The following is a 15,675-nucleotide window of genomic DNA, read 5'->3' on the forward strand; positions in this document are numbered from 1 at the left end:
TGCAGGGAATGATGAAACGGTTCATCGTTCCGTGCAAAGGGAATTTCAGGCCGGGCGCAGCGGCAGCAGCCGGCCCAGCGCCATCACCAGCAAGGGGGCGGTCCAGGCGACCGCGATGCTCAGCAGCGCCAGCCACTCCATGCCCCACAACGCGCCGCCCGCCTGTTCCTGCAGCACCAGGGCAGAGAAGCCGGCGCCGGCGGATTGCGCCAGGCTGGTGACCGCGGCGACCAGGCACTGGAAGGTGATGCGCTCGGCGGGGCTGGCCACCCGGGTGGCGCTGGCCTGGGCCACCGTGCTGCGCGCCAGCTGGACGGACAGCACCATGCCCAGCACCGGCACCGCCAGCACGGCCGGCAGCGGGGCCAGGAAGGCGCTGCCGACCACGATGCTCAACGCCAGTGCCATCGCAACCGAGGCGGGCAGGGGGCCGATGCGGTCCATCGCCCAGCCCGTCAGCCGGGTCGTGACCAGCGCCAGCGTGCCGCCGATCAGGAACACCAGCCGCAGCCCCGTCTCGCCGACGCCCGCATTGTGCAACGCATAGGCGCTGAGGTTGGGCGAGATCAGCAAGGTGGCGAAGGAGGCGCCGGAGATGAGGGCGAGGCCCGTCAGGCTTTCCCGCCGCGCCAGCAGGCGCAGCAGCCCGGCCGCCGTCACGCGCGGCAGGGCCGCGGCCTGTGCCCCCGGCGCCGGCGCCAGCATGCGCCAGGCCGGCGGCGCCAGCGCCAGGCAGCCCAGCCCCAGCGCCAGGAAGGGCGCGCGCCAGCCGCCCAGATTGGCGCTGAGCAGCAGCGCCAGCGGCATGCCCAGCACCAGCGCCAGCCCATAGCTGCCGGTCACGGCGCTGACGGCGCGGTTGCGCCGCTCCTCGGGCACCGCATCCACGATGATGGTCAGCACGGCCGCCATCAGCGGCCCGGCGCACAGCCCCGACAACACGCGCGCCGCCAGCAGCAGGGAGAAGTTCGGCGCCAGCCCGCACAGGATGGTGAACAGCCCGAGCCCGATGAGCGAACCCACCAGCGATACCCGCCGGCTGACCCGCGCCAGGAACAGCGCCCCGATCAGCCCGCCCACCCCCGCCGAGGCGCTGAACACGCTGCTGGTCAGCGCCGCCCATTCCAGCGGAACCCCGAGGCCGCGCGCGGCGAAGGCCCCGATGGAGAACACGATCGTGGCCCCCATGGCGCTGACGAAGGCGATGGCCCCGAGCAGCGCGACGCGCCGCGCGGAACCACCGGAGGGAATTGTAACAGCGTCGCTTTCAGGGCTGGGCATGGCGTGATATGAAACGGTTCACGATACCAAGGTCAACGGGGGAAGTCCTGCCTAACAAGGCCAAGATCAGGGATGTGGCGCGCGCGGCGGCGGTTTCCGTCGGCACCGTCTCCCGCGTGCTCAACGAGCACCCGACCGTCACCGCCCCGGTGAGGGAGCGCGTGCGCGCGGCCATCGACGCGCTGGGATATGAGCGCGACAGCATCGCCCAGAGCATGCGCGGCGGCACCACCCATCTGGTGGCCTGCGCCATCCGCGATTTCGACATCCCGCGCTTCGCCACCTTCATCAAGGAAGCCGAGCGCGTGCTGCGGGAGGCCGGCTACACGCTGATCCTGGCCAGCACCTCCAACAGCGCGGAGGTGGAGGTGGGGCTGCTGCGCGCCTTCGCGGCCCGGCGCGTGGATGGCGTGATGACCACCATCAGCGACGAGTCGAACCCCGCGGTCGCCACCGCCCTGCGTGACGCCCCCATGCCCGTGCTGCTGATCGACCGCGACCTGCCCGGCCGTGCCGACCGCGTCTTCGCCGACCACGGCGCGGGGGTGCAGGCGGCGGCCCGCCACCTGCTGGACATGGGGCACCGGCGCATCGCGATGCTGGTGGGCGATACGCGGGCCTTTCCGTCCCGCAGCAGGGTCGCGGGGTTCGAGGGCAGCGTGGCGCCCGAGGCACGGCTGTTGCGCGAACGCGTGCTGACGGCCGAGGACGCCTTCCGCGAGACGACCTCGCTGATGAGCCTGCCGGAACCGCCCACCGCCCTCATCATCGGTGCGATGGACATGCTGGGCGGCTGCCTGCGCGCGCTGAAGGCGGTGGGGGCACGGCTGGGGCAGGATGTCTCGGTGATCGCGGGCAGCGATTCGGAGCTGGCGGAGCTGATGGAGCCCGGCGTGACCGCCATCGCCTGGGACCTGGCGGAGATGGGCCGCCATGCCGCCGCCATGCTGCTGGAGCGCATGCGCGGCACCGCCCCCGACAGCGGCCGCAGCCTGAAGCTGCCGACCCGGCTGGTGGTGAGGCAGTCCTGCCGCCCGCCGGTCAGCCTTTCGTAAGGCCGGGCACCGTCTCCAGCAGCACGGCCTCCGCCTGCTCGGCGGTCAGCGCGCCCGCGCGCTCCAGGCTGGCGAGGCCGTGGGAGAGCCCCCACACCGCGACCGCCAGGCTGCGTTGCCGGCCCTCGGGCATATGGGCCATCAGCCGGGCATAGCCGCCCTGGCCCTCGGGCGCCGCATCCTTCAGGCTGCCGGGCTGGAACATGGCGGCATACCAGCCGGGTTCGGCACGGGCGAAGGCCAGATAGGCCCGGCCCATCGCCATGAAGTCCCGTGCCGCGGTGAGCGTCTCACCCAGGGCGCGATAGCCCTCGGCGGCCAGCGCCGTCATCAGCGCGGCCTTGCTCTCGAAATGCTTGTAGGGGGCGGAGGCGGAGACCCCGCAGGCGCGGGCCGCATCCAGCAGGCTGAAGGCGCCCGGGCCCTGTTCGGCGGTCAGCCGCTTGGCGGCATCCAGCAGGGCCCGGCGCAGGTCGCCGTGATGATAGGCGTCGCGGGCGATGGTTCAGCGCCAGGTATAGGGCGGCTTGTGGTGCCCGCCGGGCGAGAGGGTGAAGATCTCGCAGCCCTTCTCCGTCACGCCGATCATGTGCTCGAACTGGGCCGACAGGCTGCGGTCGCGCGTGACCGCGGTCCAGCCATCGTCCAGCACCTTCACGTCTGGCTTGCCGGCATTGATCATGGGCTCGATCGTGAAGAACATGCCGGGCTTCAGCACCACGCCCTCACCCGGGCGGCCGAAATGCAGCACGTTGGGGGCGGCGTGGAAGGTGCGGCCGATGCCGTGGCCGCAGAAGTCCCGCACCACCGAGAAACGGTGGCCCTCGGCGTAGCTCTGGATCGCGTGGCCCACATCGCCCAGCGTGGCACCCGGCTTCACGGCGGCGATGCCGCGCATCAGGCATTCATAGGTCACGTCCATCAGCCGCTGCGCCTTGGTGCTGACGGTGCCGGCCGTGTACATGCGGCTGGTGTCGCCGAACCAGCCGTCCAGGATGACGGTGACGTCGATGTTCAGGATGTCGCCGTCCAGCACCACGCGGTCGCCCGGGATGCCGTGGCAGACGACGTGGTTGATGCTGATGCAGCTGGCCTTGGTATAGCCGCGATAGCCGATGGTGGCCGAGGTCGCGCCCTTGGCCAGGATGAAATCCAGGATGATGTCATCCAGCTTGCCGGTGGTGACGCCGGGGCGCACATGCGGCCCAATCATGTCGAGGCATTCCGCGGCGATCTGCCCGGCGCGGCGCATGCCCTCGAAATCCTCGGGCGCGTGAAGGGGGATGCGGCGTGCTTCGCCGGCGCTTCTGTCCATGCGCACAAAAATGCGTCGGGCAAGGCGCGGGTGCAAGCGGGACGATGTGCATGGCGGGGGTGTTGCCGGGGCTGTGCCCCGTGCCCGACCAGGGGCGCTGCCCCTGGACCCCGCCAGGACCGTGGCGGCCCTGGACCCCGGGGAGTTCGGCGCTACCGCCTGGAGGCGTGCTTCCGATTGATTTTTATCATTATTCTGGCGTCCTGCCTGCCAAGCAGCGGCGCCAAACTCATATCAGGTCCAGGAGATATTATCTCCTGGCGGGGTTGTCAGGGGCAGGGCCCCTGACTGGGGGCTCCGGGGGCAACGCCCCCGCTAAGCCCGCAGCACCCGTTCCACCGCCCCCAGCATTTCTGGTGCTTCCGGTTCCACCCGCGTCGCGAAGCCGCGCACCTGCGCGCCGTCGCGCCCGATCAGGTATTTGTGGAAGTTCCAGCGCGGCTCACCGCCGCCGCGCTGCGCCAGCCAGCGGAACAGCGGGGTGGCCTGGTTGCCCTTCACATGGCTGATGGCGGCCATGGGGAAGGTGATGCCGAACATGCCGTCGCAGAATTCCCGCACCTGGGCGTTGGAGCCGGTTTCCTGGTTGAAGTCGTTGGAGGGCACGCCCAGCACCGTCAGGCCCTGACCCTCGAACCGGTCATGCAGGCGCTGCAGCGCCGCGTATTGCGGGGTGTAGCCGCAGAAGCTGGCGGTGTTCACCACCAGCAGCGCACGGCCGCGCCAGGCCGAGAGCGGCAGGTCGCCGCCTTCCAGCGCGGGCATCGTGAAGTCCCAGGCGGTGGCGGGCGCCTGGGCATGGGCCTGGCCCGCCGCAACGGCGGCGCAGGCGATCAGCAGGGCACGGCGGTCAACCATAGCGTTCCTCCAGCCAGGGGTCGGCGTTGTTGTGATAGCCCCGCACCTCCCAGAAGCCCGGCTGGTCGTCGGCGCGCAGTTCGATGCGGGTGACCCACTTCGCGCTTTTCCACAGATACAGATGCGGGATGACGATCCGCGCCGGCCCGCCATGGACACGCGTCAGCGGTTCATGGTTCCAATGCGTGGCCACGAAGCATTCCGGCCGCGCAAAGGCTTCGAGCGGGACATTGGTCGTGTAGCCGTCATAGCTGTGGAAGACGATGAACTTCGCTTCCGGCAGGGGCTCGGCCATATCGAGCAGCGTGAGCGCGCCGACGCCCTGCCAGCTATTGTCGTACCGGCTCCAGGCCGTGACACAGTGGATGTCGTTCACCCATTCGTGAACGGGTAAAGCGTTGAATTCCTTCCAGTCCAACGCCAGACGGTTGCTAACCAGTCCTTCGACTCGCAAACGCCAGCGATCCGGGCGGATATCCGGTTGAACGCCCAGGTCCAGGACGGGAAAGTCACTCACCAGCCGCTGCCCGGGCGGCAGACGCACTTCGGGGGGGGCAGTGGTGCCGGTGATCAGCCGACCTTCACGCGCCCATTCCTGCTTGCGGGCCACCAGTTTCTCGCGGCCGGGCGCTACGGGATTGAGGGGTTCGTCCATGTCACTTTCGCTCATGAGGTAGCAGATGCCATTCGGGGCACAGGATGCAAGGGTTACGGCGGCTGCTACCGCACAGCCGCAGGCTGTATGAGGAAGTGAGCCGCCTCTCCGTCGCGCGCCGTGCCCTGCTCGCGGCGGCCCCTTTGCTCGCGAGGCCCGCGCTGGGCCAGGGCTGGCAGCCCCGCCGGCCGCTGCGCGTCACCGTGCCGTTCCCGGGCGGCGGCAGCATCGACCTGGTGGCCCGCGTCATGGCGCCCGCCATGCAGGAGATGCTCGGCCAGCCCGTGGTCGTCGAGAACAGGCCCGGTGCGGGCGGAACCGTCGGAACCCGCTTCGCCGCCCGGCGCATGCCGGACGGGCATTCCATCCTCTGCGCGGGGCTCGGCTCGCTCACCTCGCCCTTGCTGGTCCGCCGCCCGCCCTATGATCCGGAGCGCGATTTCCGCGCGGTGATCACCCTGGTCACGCTGCCTGCGATGCTGGTGGCACGGCCGGATTTTCCGGCCGATGACGTGGCCGGTTGGCACCAGCTGATGCTCCAGGCGCCGTCGGGCCGCTATACCTATTCTTCGGCCGGGCTCGGCAGCATTCACCATCTGGCGATGGAGCTGTACCGATCGATGACGGGGGTCGAGATGACCCATGTCTCCTTCCTGGGCGGGGCGCCGGCGCTGGTGGAGGTCCAGGCCGGCCGGATCGACTTCTGTTTCGCCGATATCGGTGCCGCGGCGGGCGCCATCGAAAGCGGGCAGGTCAAGGCACTGGCCGTCAGCACGCCGCGCCGCGCGCCGCGCTTCCCCGATATTCCCACCATCCAGGAAACCATCCTGCCCGGCTTCGAGGCCGCGAGCTGGAGCGCCCTGTGGCTGCCCGCCGCGGCGCCCGACAGTGCCGCGCGGCGCCTGAACGCCGTGGCGAACGCCGCCCTGCGCGACGACTTCGCCGCCGAGCGCCTGTTCAGTGCCGGCTTCGACAGGGCCGGCGGGACCGAGGAGGACGCCCAGGAACATCTGCGCTTCGAGGCCGCCAGATGGCGGGGCCTGATGCGTGAGCGAGGGATCAGCGCAGCGCGGTGACAGGCGGCGCCAGGCTGCGCAGGAACAGCTCGACCCGCGGCCCCCAGGTCTCGCTGCCCTTGTCGTGGAAGAACATGAAATGCCCGTCGGGCGCGGTCTGCGGCAGCACCGTCATCTCCGCGACGCCGCCCGCGGCGGTGAAGGCCTCGAACATCGAACCGGCCAGCGAGGGGCCGAAATAGCTGTCGTTGATGGCATAGAGCCACAGCATGGGCACGCGGGCGGTGCGGCCGAACAGGCCCATCGTCTCGATCAGCCGGGGGGCTGCGCAGTTCTGCCGGGCGCGGCCGCCGGCCCAGCCGCCCCGGCCGCCCGCCACGTTGATGATGGCGGCGACGCCGCTCGGGCGCTCGGCCGCCAGCGCGATGCTGCCCCAGCCGCCCGCGCTCTCACCCAGGATCACGGCATGGTCGGGCTCGATGCCGGGGTGGTGCAGCAGTTCCTCCAGCACCGCGCGGATGTCGCGGGCTGTCTCGCGGCCCACGCGCAGGAAGTCCGGGTCCTCGCAGGGGCCGAAGCTTTCCATCCATTCGCCGGTGCTGGCGCCATGGCCGCGCCGCAGCGGCACCGCGACCGCGTAGCCACGGTCGGTGAACCAGTCGACCGGCTCCGAATCGCAGGGGGCAGGGACCAGCACGCTGCGGATCTCCGCACGGAACTGGGCGCCGTGGTTCATGATCAGCAGGCGGTGGGGGCCTGGCGTGTCCGGGCGGCACAGGCGGGTCTGCAACCGCGTGCCGTCGGGCCCGGGCAGCATCAGCATCTCCTCGGCCGCCAGCGCCGGAGAGGCCAGCAGGAGCAGCAGGGCGAGCAGCCGGATCATGGGAAGGCCTCGTTCACCAAGGGGCCCCAGATGGCGCTGCCGCCCGAGCCGAAGAACAGGTTGTGGCCATCCGTGCCGAAGGGGGCGGCCGCGACGAAGCGCGCCTGGCCGCCGGCGGCGGTGAAGGCCTGGTGCATGCGCCGGGCCAGTTCCGGCGCGAAGAAGCTGTCATTGGCCGTATAGACCCAGAGCATGGGCGCGCGGGACGTGGCGCCGAAGCGGCCGGCCGCCTGCACCAGCCGGTCCGCCGCGCAGTTCAGGTTGGCGATGTTGTTCAGGTGCCCGCCGCGCCCGCCCGCCATGTTGACGTAGCCCGCGATGCCCGGCGGGTTCTGCGAGGCGAGCGCCATGCTGGCCCAGCCGCCCGCCGACTGCCCGACCACCAGCACCAGCCCGGCCGGCACATCGGGGCGGGCCGTCAGCGCCGTCATGGCGGCGCGGATGTCGCGCGCGCCTTCAAGCCCCGCGCGGACATAGTCGGCATTGTCGCAGCGGCCATAGGTCTCGGCCCAGTTGCCGCCGCTCGCGCCATAGCCGCGCCGCAGCGGAATCCCCACCGCATGGCCGCGCGCCAGGAAAAAGCGCACCGCCTCCGCCCCGCAGGAGGTCGCGGTCATGGCGGGGCGCCGCGCCGCATTGGCGGGGGAGCCGTGGTTGATGAGCACCAGAGGGCGGCGGGCGCCGCCCTGGGGCAGGCAGAGCCGGGCCTGGATGGTGGCCGTGCTGCCGTCTGCCTGGGTAACGGGCACGGGCACCATCTCGCCATCCGCGATGGCCCCCGCGCCGGGCGCGCAGCCCGCCAGCAGCAGCGCGAGCAACAGGCGTTTCATGGCGGAAAACCCTCCAGCATCGGGCCCCAGATGGCGGAAGCGCCCTCCGCGAACAGGAAGCCGTGCCCGTCCTCGCCGGAGGCCGGCGCGAGTGTCAGCCGCGCATGGCCCCCCGCGGCCTCGATGGCTGCCTGCAGGCGGCGGGCGAAGCCTGGCCCGAAGAAACGGTCATTGGCGGCGTGAATAAGCAGGATGGGCGCGCGCGCCGTGGCACCGAAGCGCGCGGCGGCAGCCAGCAGGCGCTCTGGCGCGCAGCGGGGGCCGGGCATGCCGTCCATGACCCCGCCAGGCCCGCCGCGCCCCGGCGAGAACAGCACAAAGCCACCGACACCCGGTGGATCGGAGGCCGCCAGCGCCAAGGTGCCCCAGCCGCCGGCGGAATGGCCGATGACCAGGGCGGGCAGCCCGGGCACATCCGGCCGCCGCAGCAGACCGGCCAGGGCCGCGCCGATATCCCGCGCCGCCTCCTGCCCGGCATGCGCATAGTCCGGATCGGCACAGGGGCCGCTGCTTTCGGTGAACTCGCCGCCTGTCACGCCATGGCCGCGGCGCAGGGGCAGCCCGACGGGATGCCCGCGATCGAGGAAGTAGCGGACGGCTTCCTCGGCACAGCCGGCGGGTTCCAGCGCTGCGCGGAAGGCCGGCCCCGCGGTGCCGTGGTTGATGAGGACCAGCCCCGTGGTCGCCCCGCCATCGGGCATGCACAGCCGGGTGACGATATCGGGCCCCGCCACACCGGGGACGGGAAAGCGCAGGGCGCTCTCGGTTGCCGCGTGCGCCGCCCCGCCCCGCGCCATTGCCGCGACCAGAAGGCCGAGCAGCGCGAGGCGGCGGATCACTCGCCGCCCTTGTTGCGCATCAGCCGCGCCTTGTCGCGCTGCCAGTCCCGCTCCGCGATCGCCTGGCGCTTGTCGTGCTGCTTCTTGCCCTCGGCCATGCCGAGCAGCACCTTGGCCAGGCCACGGTCGTTGAAGTGGATGTCGAGCGGCACCACCGTCGCACCTTCACGCGTCGTGGCGCCGGCCAGGCTCTCCACCTGCTTCTTGTGCAGCAGCAGCTTGCGCGGGCGCCTGGGCTCGAACTTCGCCATGAAGCTGCCGGCCTGCCATTCGGGGATGTAGCAGTTGAACAGCCACATCTCCCCGTCGCGCTCGCCGGCCCAGGCATCGGCCAGGGCGGCGCGCCCGGAGCGCAGGGATTTCACCTCCGGCCCCACGAGCTGGATGCCGGCCTCGAACTCCTCGCCGATCTTGTAGTCGAAGCGCGCCTTGCGGTTCTGGGCGGCGACGCCGTGGCTGATGAGGCCGGATACTTTCTTCTTTCTCGCCAAGGCGTCCTCAGTTCAGCAGGCCGGCGCCCACCATGGCCGCGCGCACTTGTTCCTTGACGGCGGCGCTGACAGGGGAGAGCGGCAGGCGGCAATGATCGGTGCCGCGGCCCAGCAGGCTCGCGGCGTATTTCACGGGGCCGGGCGAGGTCTCGGCGAACATCGCGTCATGCACCGGGATCAGGCGTTCCTGGATGCGCATCGCCTCGGCCAGCTGGCCGCCGCGCCACGCGCGATGCATCTCCGCGCACAGGCGCGGCGCGATGTTGGCGGTGACGGAAATGCAGCCATGCCCGCCGGCGGCCAGGTGCGAGATGATGGTGTGGTCCTCACCCGAGATCTGGATGAAGTCCTCGCCGCAGGCCCGGCGCTGGTGGTAGGGGCGCGTCAGGTTCGCCGTCGCGTCCTTCACACCCACCACGTTCCGGTGCTTCGCCAGCCGGCCCATCGTTTCCGGCATGATGTCCACGACCGACCGGCCGGGGACATTGTACAGGAACATCGGCAGGTCCACCGCATCGGCGATGGCCAGGAAGTGCAGGTACAGGCCTTCCTGGGTCGGCTTGTTGTAATAGGGGGCCACGACCAGCAGGGCGTCAGCGCCCACCGACTTCGCATGCAGGCCGAAATCGATGGCTTCGGCGGTGCTGTTGCTGCCGGCGCCAGCCATCACGGGCACGCGGCCGCGCGCGGTCTGCACCGCCAGCTCCACCATGCGCTTGTGCTCGTCATGGGAAAGCGTCGGGCTTTCGCCCGTCGTGCCCACGGGCACCAGGCATTCGGTGCCCTCGGCGATCTGCCACTCGACGAAATCCACGAAGGCTTTCTCGTCCAGCGCGCCATCGGCCGTCATGGGCGTGATGAGGGCCGTCATGGACCCCTGGAAGCGGCTGAGCGACATCGTCGTGACTTTCTCCCGAGAAGAACGAGTGAGATAGACCCGGGCAAGCCCTCCAACAAGCGTGCATGAGAGGCTAGATAGGTGCCATGCGCGCATTGCTGTTGAGCCTTCCCCTGTTGACGGCCCTCTCGGCCGCCCTTCCGCCGATGGGGGAGGCCTATGCCCAGACCCCGCGAGAGGCCGGCCGGCTGGCCCTGGTCGCGGCCAGCCAGAACCGATGGGCGGAAGCCCAGGCGAATGCCGACCGCGCCGATCCGTTGATCCAGAAGGTGCTGCTGTGGATGCGGCTGACCGCGCGCAACGCGCCGGCCACCGCGCCCGAGATCCTGGCCTTCGCCGAGAGCGCGCCCGACTGGCCCCTGCAGGACGCGCTGGCGCGCAACATGGAATCCCTGCTGGACACCAGCCCCGATGACGGCGTGGCCCTGCGCTGGTTCGCCACCCGCCCGCCCCGTGGCCTGTCGGCCGCCATGCGCTATGCCGACGCCCTGGCGCGCGCCGGCCGCGGCCGCGAGGCTCAGGACGCCGCGCGCCGGGGCTGGGCGGAGACCCCGGGCGATGCCGTCAACGAACCGACCTTCCTGCAGAACTATGCGTCCGCGCTGAACACGGACCTGCACTGGGCGCGGTTCCAGCGCCTGGCCTTCGCGCGGGACTTCACCTCGGCCGGCCGCGTCGTGACCTATCTGGACCCGGCCCGGCAGCAGCTGGCCCAGCTCTGGATTTCCTATGCGCAGGGCGGGGACCCCAACAACGGCGCGGCGCTGGCGGCCAGCAGCGCCGGTGCCACGCTGGAACGCGCCCGCGCCCTGCGCACGCGCGGCCAGGACAGCCAGGCGGCCCAGGCCTTCGCCGCCGGTGCCGCCAGCCAGCAGAACCTGACGCCAGAGGCGGCGCGCGCCGTGTGGAACGAGCGCCAGTTGCAGGCCCGCCGCGCGCTGCGCCTGAACGACGACCGCACGGCCTATGAGCTGGTGTCCCAGCACGGCCAGCCCGGCCCCAGCGAGGCCCGGCAGGAGGCCGAGTTCCTGGCCGGCTACATCCTGATGATGCGGATGAACGCCCCCCGCGAGGCGGCCGAGCACTTCGCCCATGTCTCCGACGGCAGCCAGAGCGCCATCACCCAGGCGCGCAGCCAGTATTGGCGCGGCCTGGCGCTGCTGCGCGCCGGCCAGCAGGCCGAGGCGCGCGCCGCCTTGAACCAGGCCGCCGGCTTCCCCGTGGCCTTCTATGGGCAACTTGCCTCCGTCGCGCTGGGTGAGCAGCCGCAGCGGTTGAACGACCGTATCCGCGCCGTCCATCCGCCCGCGCCCACCGCCGCGCAGACCAACAGCTTCAATTCCCGTGAGCTGTCCCGCGTGGTGCTGCAACTGGCGGAAATGGGCGAAGGCCGCAGGGCGCGCGCCTTCCTGCTGAGCCTGGTGGAAAGCGCGACCCAGCCCTGGGAGCGCACGGCGACCATCCAGCTCGCGGCGCGCACAGGCCGCCCGGAAAACCCGGTCTGGGTGGCGCGCCGCGCCGGTGCCTCGGGCGCCATGCTGCTGCCTGAGGGCTGGCCCAGCCCCTTCCCGGTGCAGAACCTTTCGGTGGACCCGGCCCTGGTGCAGGGCATTACCCGCCAGGAAAGCAACTTCGACCCCGAGGCCGTCAGCGGCGCCAACGCCCGCGGCCTGATGCAGCTGCTGCCCACCACCGCCGCCCAGGTGGCCCGCCGCATCAACACGCCGCACCAGCTGGCCTGGCTGCAGGCGCGCCCCGAGCACAACATGCGCCTGGGTTCCGCCTATATCGGGCAGATGATCGACCGCTTCGGCGGCCACTGGCCCCTGGCCATCGCCGCCTACAACGCCGGCCCCGCCCGCGTCGACGAATGGCTGCAGACCTTCGGCGACCCGCGCGGCAACGGTATCTCCATGCTGGAATGGCTGGAACTGATCCCCTTCGGGGAAACCCGCAACTACGTGCAGCGCGTCCTGGAAAACGTCGTCGTCTACCGCGCCCTGGCCGGCCAGGCGATGCCGCACCCGATGACGCAGTACCTGCGCTGATGGGGACGCTCCGCTGCATGGGGGCAAGGCCCCCGGTGTGCACCCCATGAAGTGGATCGCCTCCATGGGCGGGGTCGGCTTCATCCGGCCGGCGCCGGGGACTTGGGGCAGTGCGCTGGTGTTGCCGGCGGTGCTGTTGGGGCCGGCGTTCTGTGCGCTGTTGGCGCTGGTGTTGCTGATGGCGGGGCTGTCGGCGTTGCGGCGGCTGCCGGAGGCAAAGCAGGATCCGGGCTGGGTGGTGATCGACGAGGGGGCGGGGCAGGCCTTGGCGCTGGCGGCGTTGCCGGAGTTTTCCTGGCTCGGGGTGCTGCTGGCCTTTGCCCTGTTCCGGCTGTTCGACATCACGAAGCCCGGGCCGGTGGGCTGGGCGGACCGGGTGCATGGGCCGGTGGGGGTGATGGCTGACGACATCGTGGCCGGCATCTTCGCGGGGGTGATCCTGCTGGGTGTGCAATGGGCCGGGGTTTCGCTGTAGCCTCTGGGCATGCTGAACCCGAACACCCTGACCGAGACCGCCGCCCTGCTGGCCCAGATGCAGGAACGCGACCTGACGCTTGCGACCGCCGAGAGCTGCACGGGCGGGCTGATCGGCGGCGCGCTGACCGCGATCGCCGGCAGTTCCGCCACGGTGCTGGGCGGCTTCATCACCTATTCCAACGGCATGAAGCAGAAGGTGCTGGGCGTGCCGGCCGCGATGCTGAAGGAGTTCGGCGCGGTGTCGGAGCCCGTGGCGCGCGCCATGGCCGAGGGCGCCCTGCGGGAGAGCGGGGCCGATATCGCGGTGGCCTGCACGGGCATCGCGGGGCCGGGCGGCGGCGGCCCGGGCAAGCCCGTGGGGCTGGTGCACATGGCCGCGGCGCGGAAGGGCAGGGCGACCATCCATCTGCGCCAGGTGTTCCCTGGGGACCGGGAGGCCGTGCGCGCCGCCACGGTCGATGCGGCGCTGGGGCTGGTCAGGCAGCAGATGGAGGGCTGAAGCCCCCTCCCCAAACGCCGGCGTAACCGGTTACGCTGGCGTCATGCAGCTCGACAATCCCGCCATCCAGGCCGAGGTCCGCGCCGTCTTCGATCGCTACGAGGACGCGCTCATGAACAACAAGACCGAGGTGCTGGACAGCATCTTCTGGGCCGATCCGCGCACCGTGCGCTTCGGCATCACGGAGATCCTGTACGGGCATGAGGCGATCAAGGCGTTCCGCGCCTCGATCGCGCGCTATGCCAAGCGCATCCAGAAGAACGTCCATATCGTGACCTTCGGCGATGATTTCGCCGCGACCCACCTGGTCTATGAGCGCGTGGAGACCGGCCTGATCGGCCGCGAGACCAAGATCATGGCGCGCATGCCGGAGGGCTGGCGCGTGGTCTCGGCCCATGTGTCCATCCTGGCCGAGGCCGATGTGGCGACGCAGCGCAAATGAGCCACGTCGTCATCATCGGCGCCGGCATCGTCGGTGCGGCCACCGCCATCGAGGCGCTGAAGCGCGGCTTCCAGGTCACGATCCTCGACCCCGGCACCCCGGGGGGCGAGCAGGCGGCCAGCTATGGCAACGGCTGCTGGCTGAACCCGCTCTCGGTCATTCCGCCCGCCCTGCCGGGGCTGTGGAAGAAGGTGCCGAAATTCCTGATGGACCCGTTGGGGCCGCTGGCCATCCGCTGGTCGTATTTCCCCAAGGTCATGCCCTGGCTCGCGCGCTATCTGTGGGCCGGCTGGACCGAGGACAAGGTGCGCGGCACCGCCCGCGCCCTGCGCGGCCTGCTGCAGGACGGCCCGGCCCGACACCTGGCCCTGGCGCGCGAGGCCGGGGTGGAGCACCTGATCGAGCGCAAGGGGCTGATGTATGTCTACGCCGACCGCGCCCAGTTCCAGAGCGAGGGCCTGGCCTGGAAGCTGCGCGGCGAGGTGGGCTGCACCTGGCGGGAGCTGGGCGAGGATGAGCTGCGCCAGCGGGAGCCGGAGCTCGCCCGCCGCTACACCTTCGGCATCCTGACCGAGGAAGGGGCCAGCTGCTCCGACCCCGGCGCCTATGTCGCGGCGGTGGTGGCGCATGCCCAGGCACTGGGCGCGCGCTTCGTGCAGGCGGGGGCCACGGGCTTCCGCATCGAGGGCGGGCGGCTGAAGGCCGTGCTGACCACCCAGGGCGAGATCGCGGCCGACAAGGCCATCATCGCGGCCGGCGCCCGCAGCAAGGCCCTGGCGACGGCCGCCGGAGAGACCCTGCGCATCGAGAGCGAGCGCGGGTACCATGCGGAAATCTCAACCCCCGAGGTGGAGCCCCGCACGCCCATGATGCCCTTCGACGGCAAGATGAGCGTGATCCGCACGAAGAACGGGCTGCGCTGCGCGGGCCAGGTCGAGATCGCGGGCGTGGACGCGGAACCCAACTGGAAGCGCGCGGAAATCCTGCGCGACCATCTGCTGCGCATGCTGCCGGGCCTGCCGGCCGACATGCCCGCGGAACGTGTGAAGGTCTGGCTCGGCCACCGCCCCTCCATGCCCGACGGTCTGCCCTGCATCGGGCCGGCCAAGGGCTGCGCGGACGTCATCCTGAATGCCGGCCACGGGCATGTCGGGCTGGCCGGCGGACCGGCCAGCGCGGCACTCGCGGCTGCCTTTCTTTTGGGCGAAAACCCGCCGGGGGCCGCGGCTTTCAGTCCTCGCCGGTTCGATTGAGAAAATTACTCGCAATCGGACAAAGCCGGTGCCATACTTCGCGTTGCGTGTGGCATCGTGCCCCTCGCGCATGACTGATTTCAGGTAGATCATCAACGTGTCTGACAATATGCCCCAGGGCGAGGCGCTCGAAGCCAAGGTGAAGTGGTACAACGGGCGCAAAGGCTTCGGCTTCGTGCTCGGTCCCGATGGACAGGACGTCTTCTTCCATGCCTCGGCCCTGGCCGATGCAGGCATCGACCCCCCGCCCGTGACGGATGACACGCTGGTGTGCGAGATCGGCTCCGACCGCATGGGTCGCCGCCTCGTCACCCGCATCGTCGAGGTGAAGCGCGGCCCCGGCCTGCCGGAAGGCCGCGGCGGTTTCGGTGACCGTCCCCCTCGCCGTGATTTCGGTGACCGTCCCCCCCGCCGCGACTTCGGTGGCGGTGGCTTCGGCGACCGTCCGCCCCGCCGTGATTTCGGCGCCCCGGGCGGCTTCGGTGATCGTCCCCCCCGTCGTGACTTCGGCGCCCCGGGCGGCTACGGCGGCGGTGGTGGTGGCTTCGGCGATCGTCCGCCGCGCCGCGACTTCGGCGGTGACCGTCCGCCGCGTCGTGACATGGACAGCGGCCCGACCTACTCGGTCAGCGGCACCGTGAAGTGGTTCGACCACGTCCGCGGTTTCGGCTTCGTGACCCCGGAAGACGGTGGCCAGGACGTGTTCCTGCATTCCTCCGTGCTGCAGCGCGCCGGCCGCGCCGACGTGCAGCAGGGCGAGAAGCTGGAGCTGGACGTGCGTGACGGCAACCGCGGCCGTCAGGCCGTGACGATGCGCTGAGCCGCATTCCAGGCT

18 protein-coding genes and 1 pseudogene are annotated in these 15,675 nt (G+C 70.9%); 8 read left to right on the forward strand and 11 right to left on the reverse strand.

Features of this window, described 5'->3' with window-relative positions; all coding sequences use genetic code 11:
• Positions 1-45: 45 nt before the first annotated feature.
• Positions 46-1,281 (reverse strand): MFS transporter, encoded by a 1,236-nt coding sequence (locus tag EOD42_RS06650; RefSeq protein ID WP_127786729.1) that lies wholly within the window; start codon positions 1,279-1,281, stop codon positions 46-48.
• A 74-nt stretch (positions 1,282-1,355) separates the two neighbouring features.
• Here EOD42_RS06650 and EOD42_RS06655 point away from each other — a divergent pair, with 74 nt between their 5' ends.
• Positions 1,356-2,336 (forward strand): substrate-binding domain-containing protein, encoded by a 981-nt coding sequence (locus EOD42_RS06655; RefSeq protein ID WP_206020276.1) that lies wholly within the window; start codon positions 1,356-1,358, stop codon positions 2,334-2,336.
• Here the strand turns inward: EOD42_RS06655 and EOD42_RS06660 are convergent.
• The 5 genes and pseudogenes from EOD42_RS06660 to EOD42_RS06675 form a co-directional block, all read right to left on the reverse strand.
• On the reverse strand, positions 2,323-2,667 hold the full coding sequence (locus EOD42_RS06660; protein ID WP_127786731.1) for a TetR-like C-terminal domain-containing protein: 345 nt from the start codon (positions 2,665-2,667) through the stop codon (positions 2,323-2,325). The genes EOD42_RS06655 and EOD42_RS06660 overlap by 14 nt on opposite strands.
• A pseudogene (locus EOD42_RS26625) lies at positions 2,668-2,838 on the reverse strand (helix-turn-helix domain-containing protein); the annotation flags it as partial.
• 3 nt (positions 2,839-2,841) lie between these two features.
• The gene (gene map / locus EOD42_RS06665) at positions 2,842-3,651 is read right to left on the reverse strand and encodes a type I methionyl aminopeptidase (protein WP_127786732.1); all 810 of its coding nucleotides are present in this window, start codon (positions 3,649-3,651) and stop codon (positions 2,842-2,844) included.
• A 315-nt stretch (positions 3,652-3,966) separates the two neighbouring features.
• Entirely contained in the window at positions 3,967-4,509 is a 543-nt protein-coding gene (locus tag EOD42_RS06670; protein WP_127786733.1) for a glutathione peroxidase, read from the reverse strand.
• Complete coding sequence (locus EOD42_RS06675; protein ID WP_240655014.1) at positions 4,502-5,164, reverse strand: sulfite oxidase-like oxidoreductase; 663 nt, start codon at positions 5,162-5,164, stop codon at positions 4,502-4,504. The genes EOD42_RS06670 and EOD42_RS06675 overlap by 8 nt, the downstream gene beginning before the upstream one ends.
• 95 nt (positions 5,165-5,259) lie before the next feature.
• Here EOD42_RS06675 and EOD42_RS06680 point away from each other — a divergent pair, with 95 nt between their 5' ends.
• A complete protein-coding gene (locus EOD42_RS06680; RefSeq protein WP_164867814.1) occupies positions 5,260-6,240 on the forward strand; it encodes a tripartite tricarboxylate transporter substrate-binding protein in 981 nt (326 codons plus the stop codon).
• On the opposite strand, the gene EOD42_RS06685 is transcribed toward EOD42_RS06680, so the two are convergent.
• The 5 genes from EOD42_RS06685 to dapA are packed head-to-tail and all read right to left on the reverse strand — an operon-like array spanning position 6,224 to position 10,121.
• Positions 6,224-7,063 carry an alpha/beta hydrolase family protein gene (locus EOD42_RS06685; RefSeq protein WP_127786736.1) on the reverse strand — a complete coding sequence of 280 codons (840 nt, stop codon included), beginning with the start codon at positions 7,061-7,063 and terminating at the stop codon, positions 6,224-6,226. The genes EOD42_RS06680 and EOD42_RS06685 overlap by 17 nt on opposite strands.
• Positions 7,060-7,893: an alpha/beta hydrolase family protein gene (locus EOD42_RS06690; RefSeq protein ID WP_206020277.1), complete on the reverse strand. Its 834-nt coding sequence runs from the start codon at positions 7,891-7,893 to the stop codon at positions 7,060-7,062. The genes EOD42_RS06685 and EOD42_RS06690 overlap by 4 nt, the downstream gene beginning before the upstream one ends.
• Positions 7,890-8,732, reverse strand: a complete 843-nt coding sequence (locus tag EOD42_RS06695) for an alpha/beta hydrolase family protein (protein ID WP_127786737.1) — start codon at positions 8,730-8,732, stop codon at positions 7,890-7,892. Before EOD42_RS06695 ends, EOD42_RS06690 begins: the two co-directional genes overlap by 4 nt.
• Positions 8,729-9,223: an SsrA-binding protein SmpB gene (smpB, locus tag EOD42_RS06700; RefSeq protein ID WP_127786738.1), complete on the reverse strand. Its 495-nt coding sequence runs from the start codon at positions 9,221-9,223 to the stop codon at positions 8,729-8,731. The genes EOD42_RS06695 and smpB overlap by 4 nt, the downstream gene beginning before the upstream one ends.
• A 7-nt stretch (positions 9,224-9,230) precedes the next feature.
• A complete protein-coding gene (dapA, locus tag EOD42_RS06705; RefSeq protein WP_127786739.1) occupies positions 9,231-10,121 on the reverse strand; it encodes a 4-hydroxy-tetrahydrodipicolinate synthase in 891 nt (296 codons plus the stop codon).
• An 86-nt stretch (positions 10,122-10,207) separates the two neighbouring features.
• Between dapA and EOD42_RS06710 the strand changes: the two genes are divergently transcribed.
• From EOD42_RS06710 to EOD42_RS06735, 6 genes are all read left to right on the forward strand, one after another.
• Complete coding sequence (locus tag EOD42_RS06710) at positions 10,208-12,169, forward strand: lytic transglycosylase domain-containing protein (protein WP_127786740.1); 1,962 nt, start codon at positions 10,208-10,210, stop codon at positions 12,167-12,169.
• A 46-nt stretch (positions 12,170-12,215) separates the two neighbouring features.
• Positions 12,216-12,644: a phosphatidylglycerophosphatase A family protein gene (locus EOD42_RS06715; RefSeq protein WP_127786741.1), complete on the forward strand. Its 429-nt coding sequence runs from the start codon at positions 12,216-12,218 to the stop codon at positions 12,642-12,644.
• A gap of 9 nt (positions 12,645-12,653) precedes the next feature.
• Positions 12,654-13,145: a CinA family protein gene (locus EOD42_RS06720; protein ID WP_127786742.1), complete on the forward strand. Its 492-nt coding sequence runs from the start codon at positions 12,654-12,656 to the stop codon at positions 13,143-13,145.
• 43 nt (positions 13,146-13,188) lie between these two features.
• Positions 13,189-13,587 carry an oxalurate catabolism protein HpxZ gene (hpxZ, locus tag EOD42_RS06725; protein WP_206020278.1) on the forward strand — a complete coding sequence of 133 codons (399 nt, stop codon included), beginning with the start codon at positions 13,189-13,191 and terminating at the stop codon, positions 13,585-13,587.
• A complete protein-coding gene (locus tag EOD42_RS06730) occupies positions 13,584-14,840 on the forward strand; it encodes an NAD(P)/FAD-dependent oxidoreductase (RefSeq protein ID WP_127786744.1) in 1,257 nt (418 codons plus the stop codon). Before hpxZ ends, EOD42_RS06730 begins: the two co-directional genes overlap by 4 nt.
• Before the next feature lie 97 nt (positions 14,841-14,937).
• The gene (locus tag EOD42_RS06735; protein ID WP_127786745.1) at positions 14,938-15,660 is read left to right on the forward strand and encodes a cold-shock protein; all 723 of its coding nucleotides are present in this window, start codon (positions 14,938-14,940) and stop codon (positions 15,658-15,660) included.
• The last annotated feature ends 15 nt before the right edge of the window (positions 15,661-15,675 follow it).

Origin of the sequence: Rhodovarius crocodyli (genome assembly GCF_004005855.1) — a bacterium.
Classification (GTDB): domain Bacteria; phylum Pseudomonadota; class Alphaproteobacteria; order Acetobacterales; family Acetobacteraceae; genus Rhodovarius; species Rhodovarius crocodyli.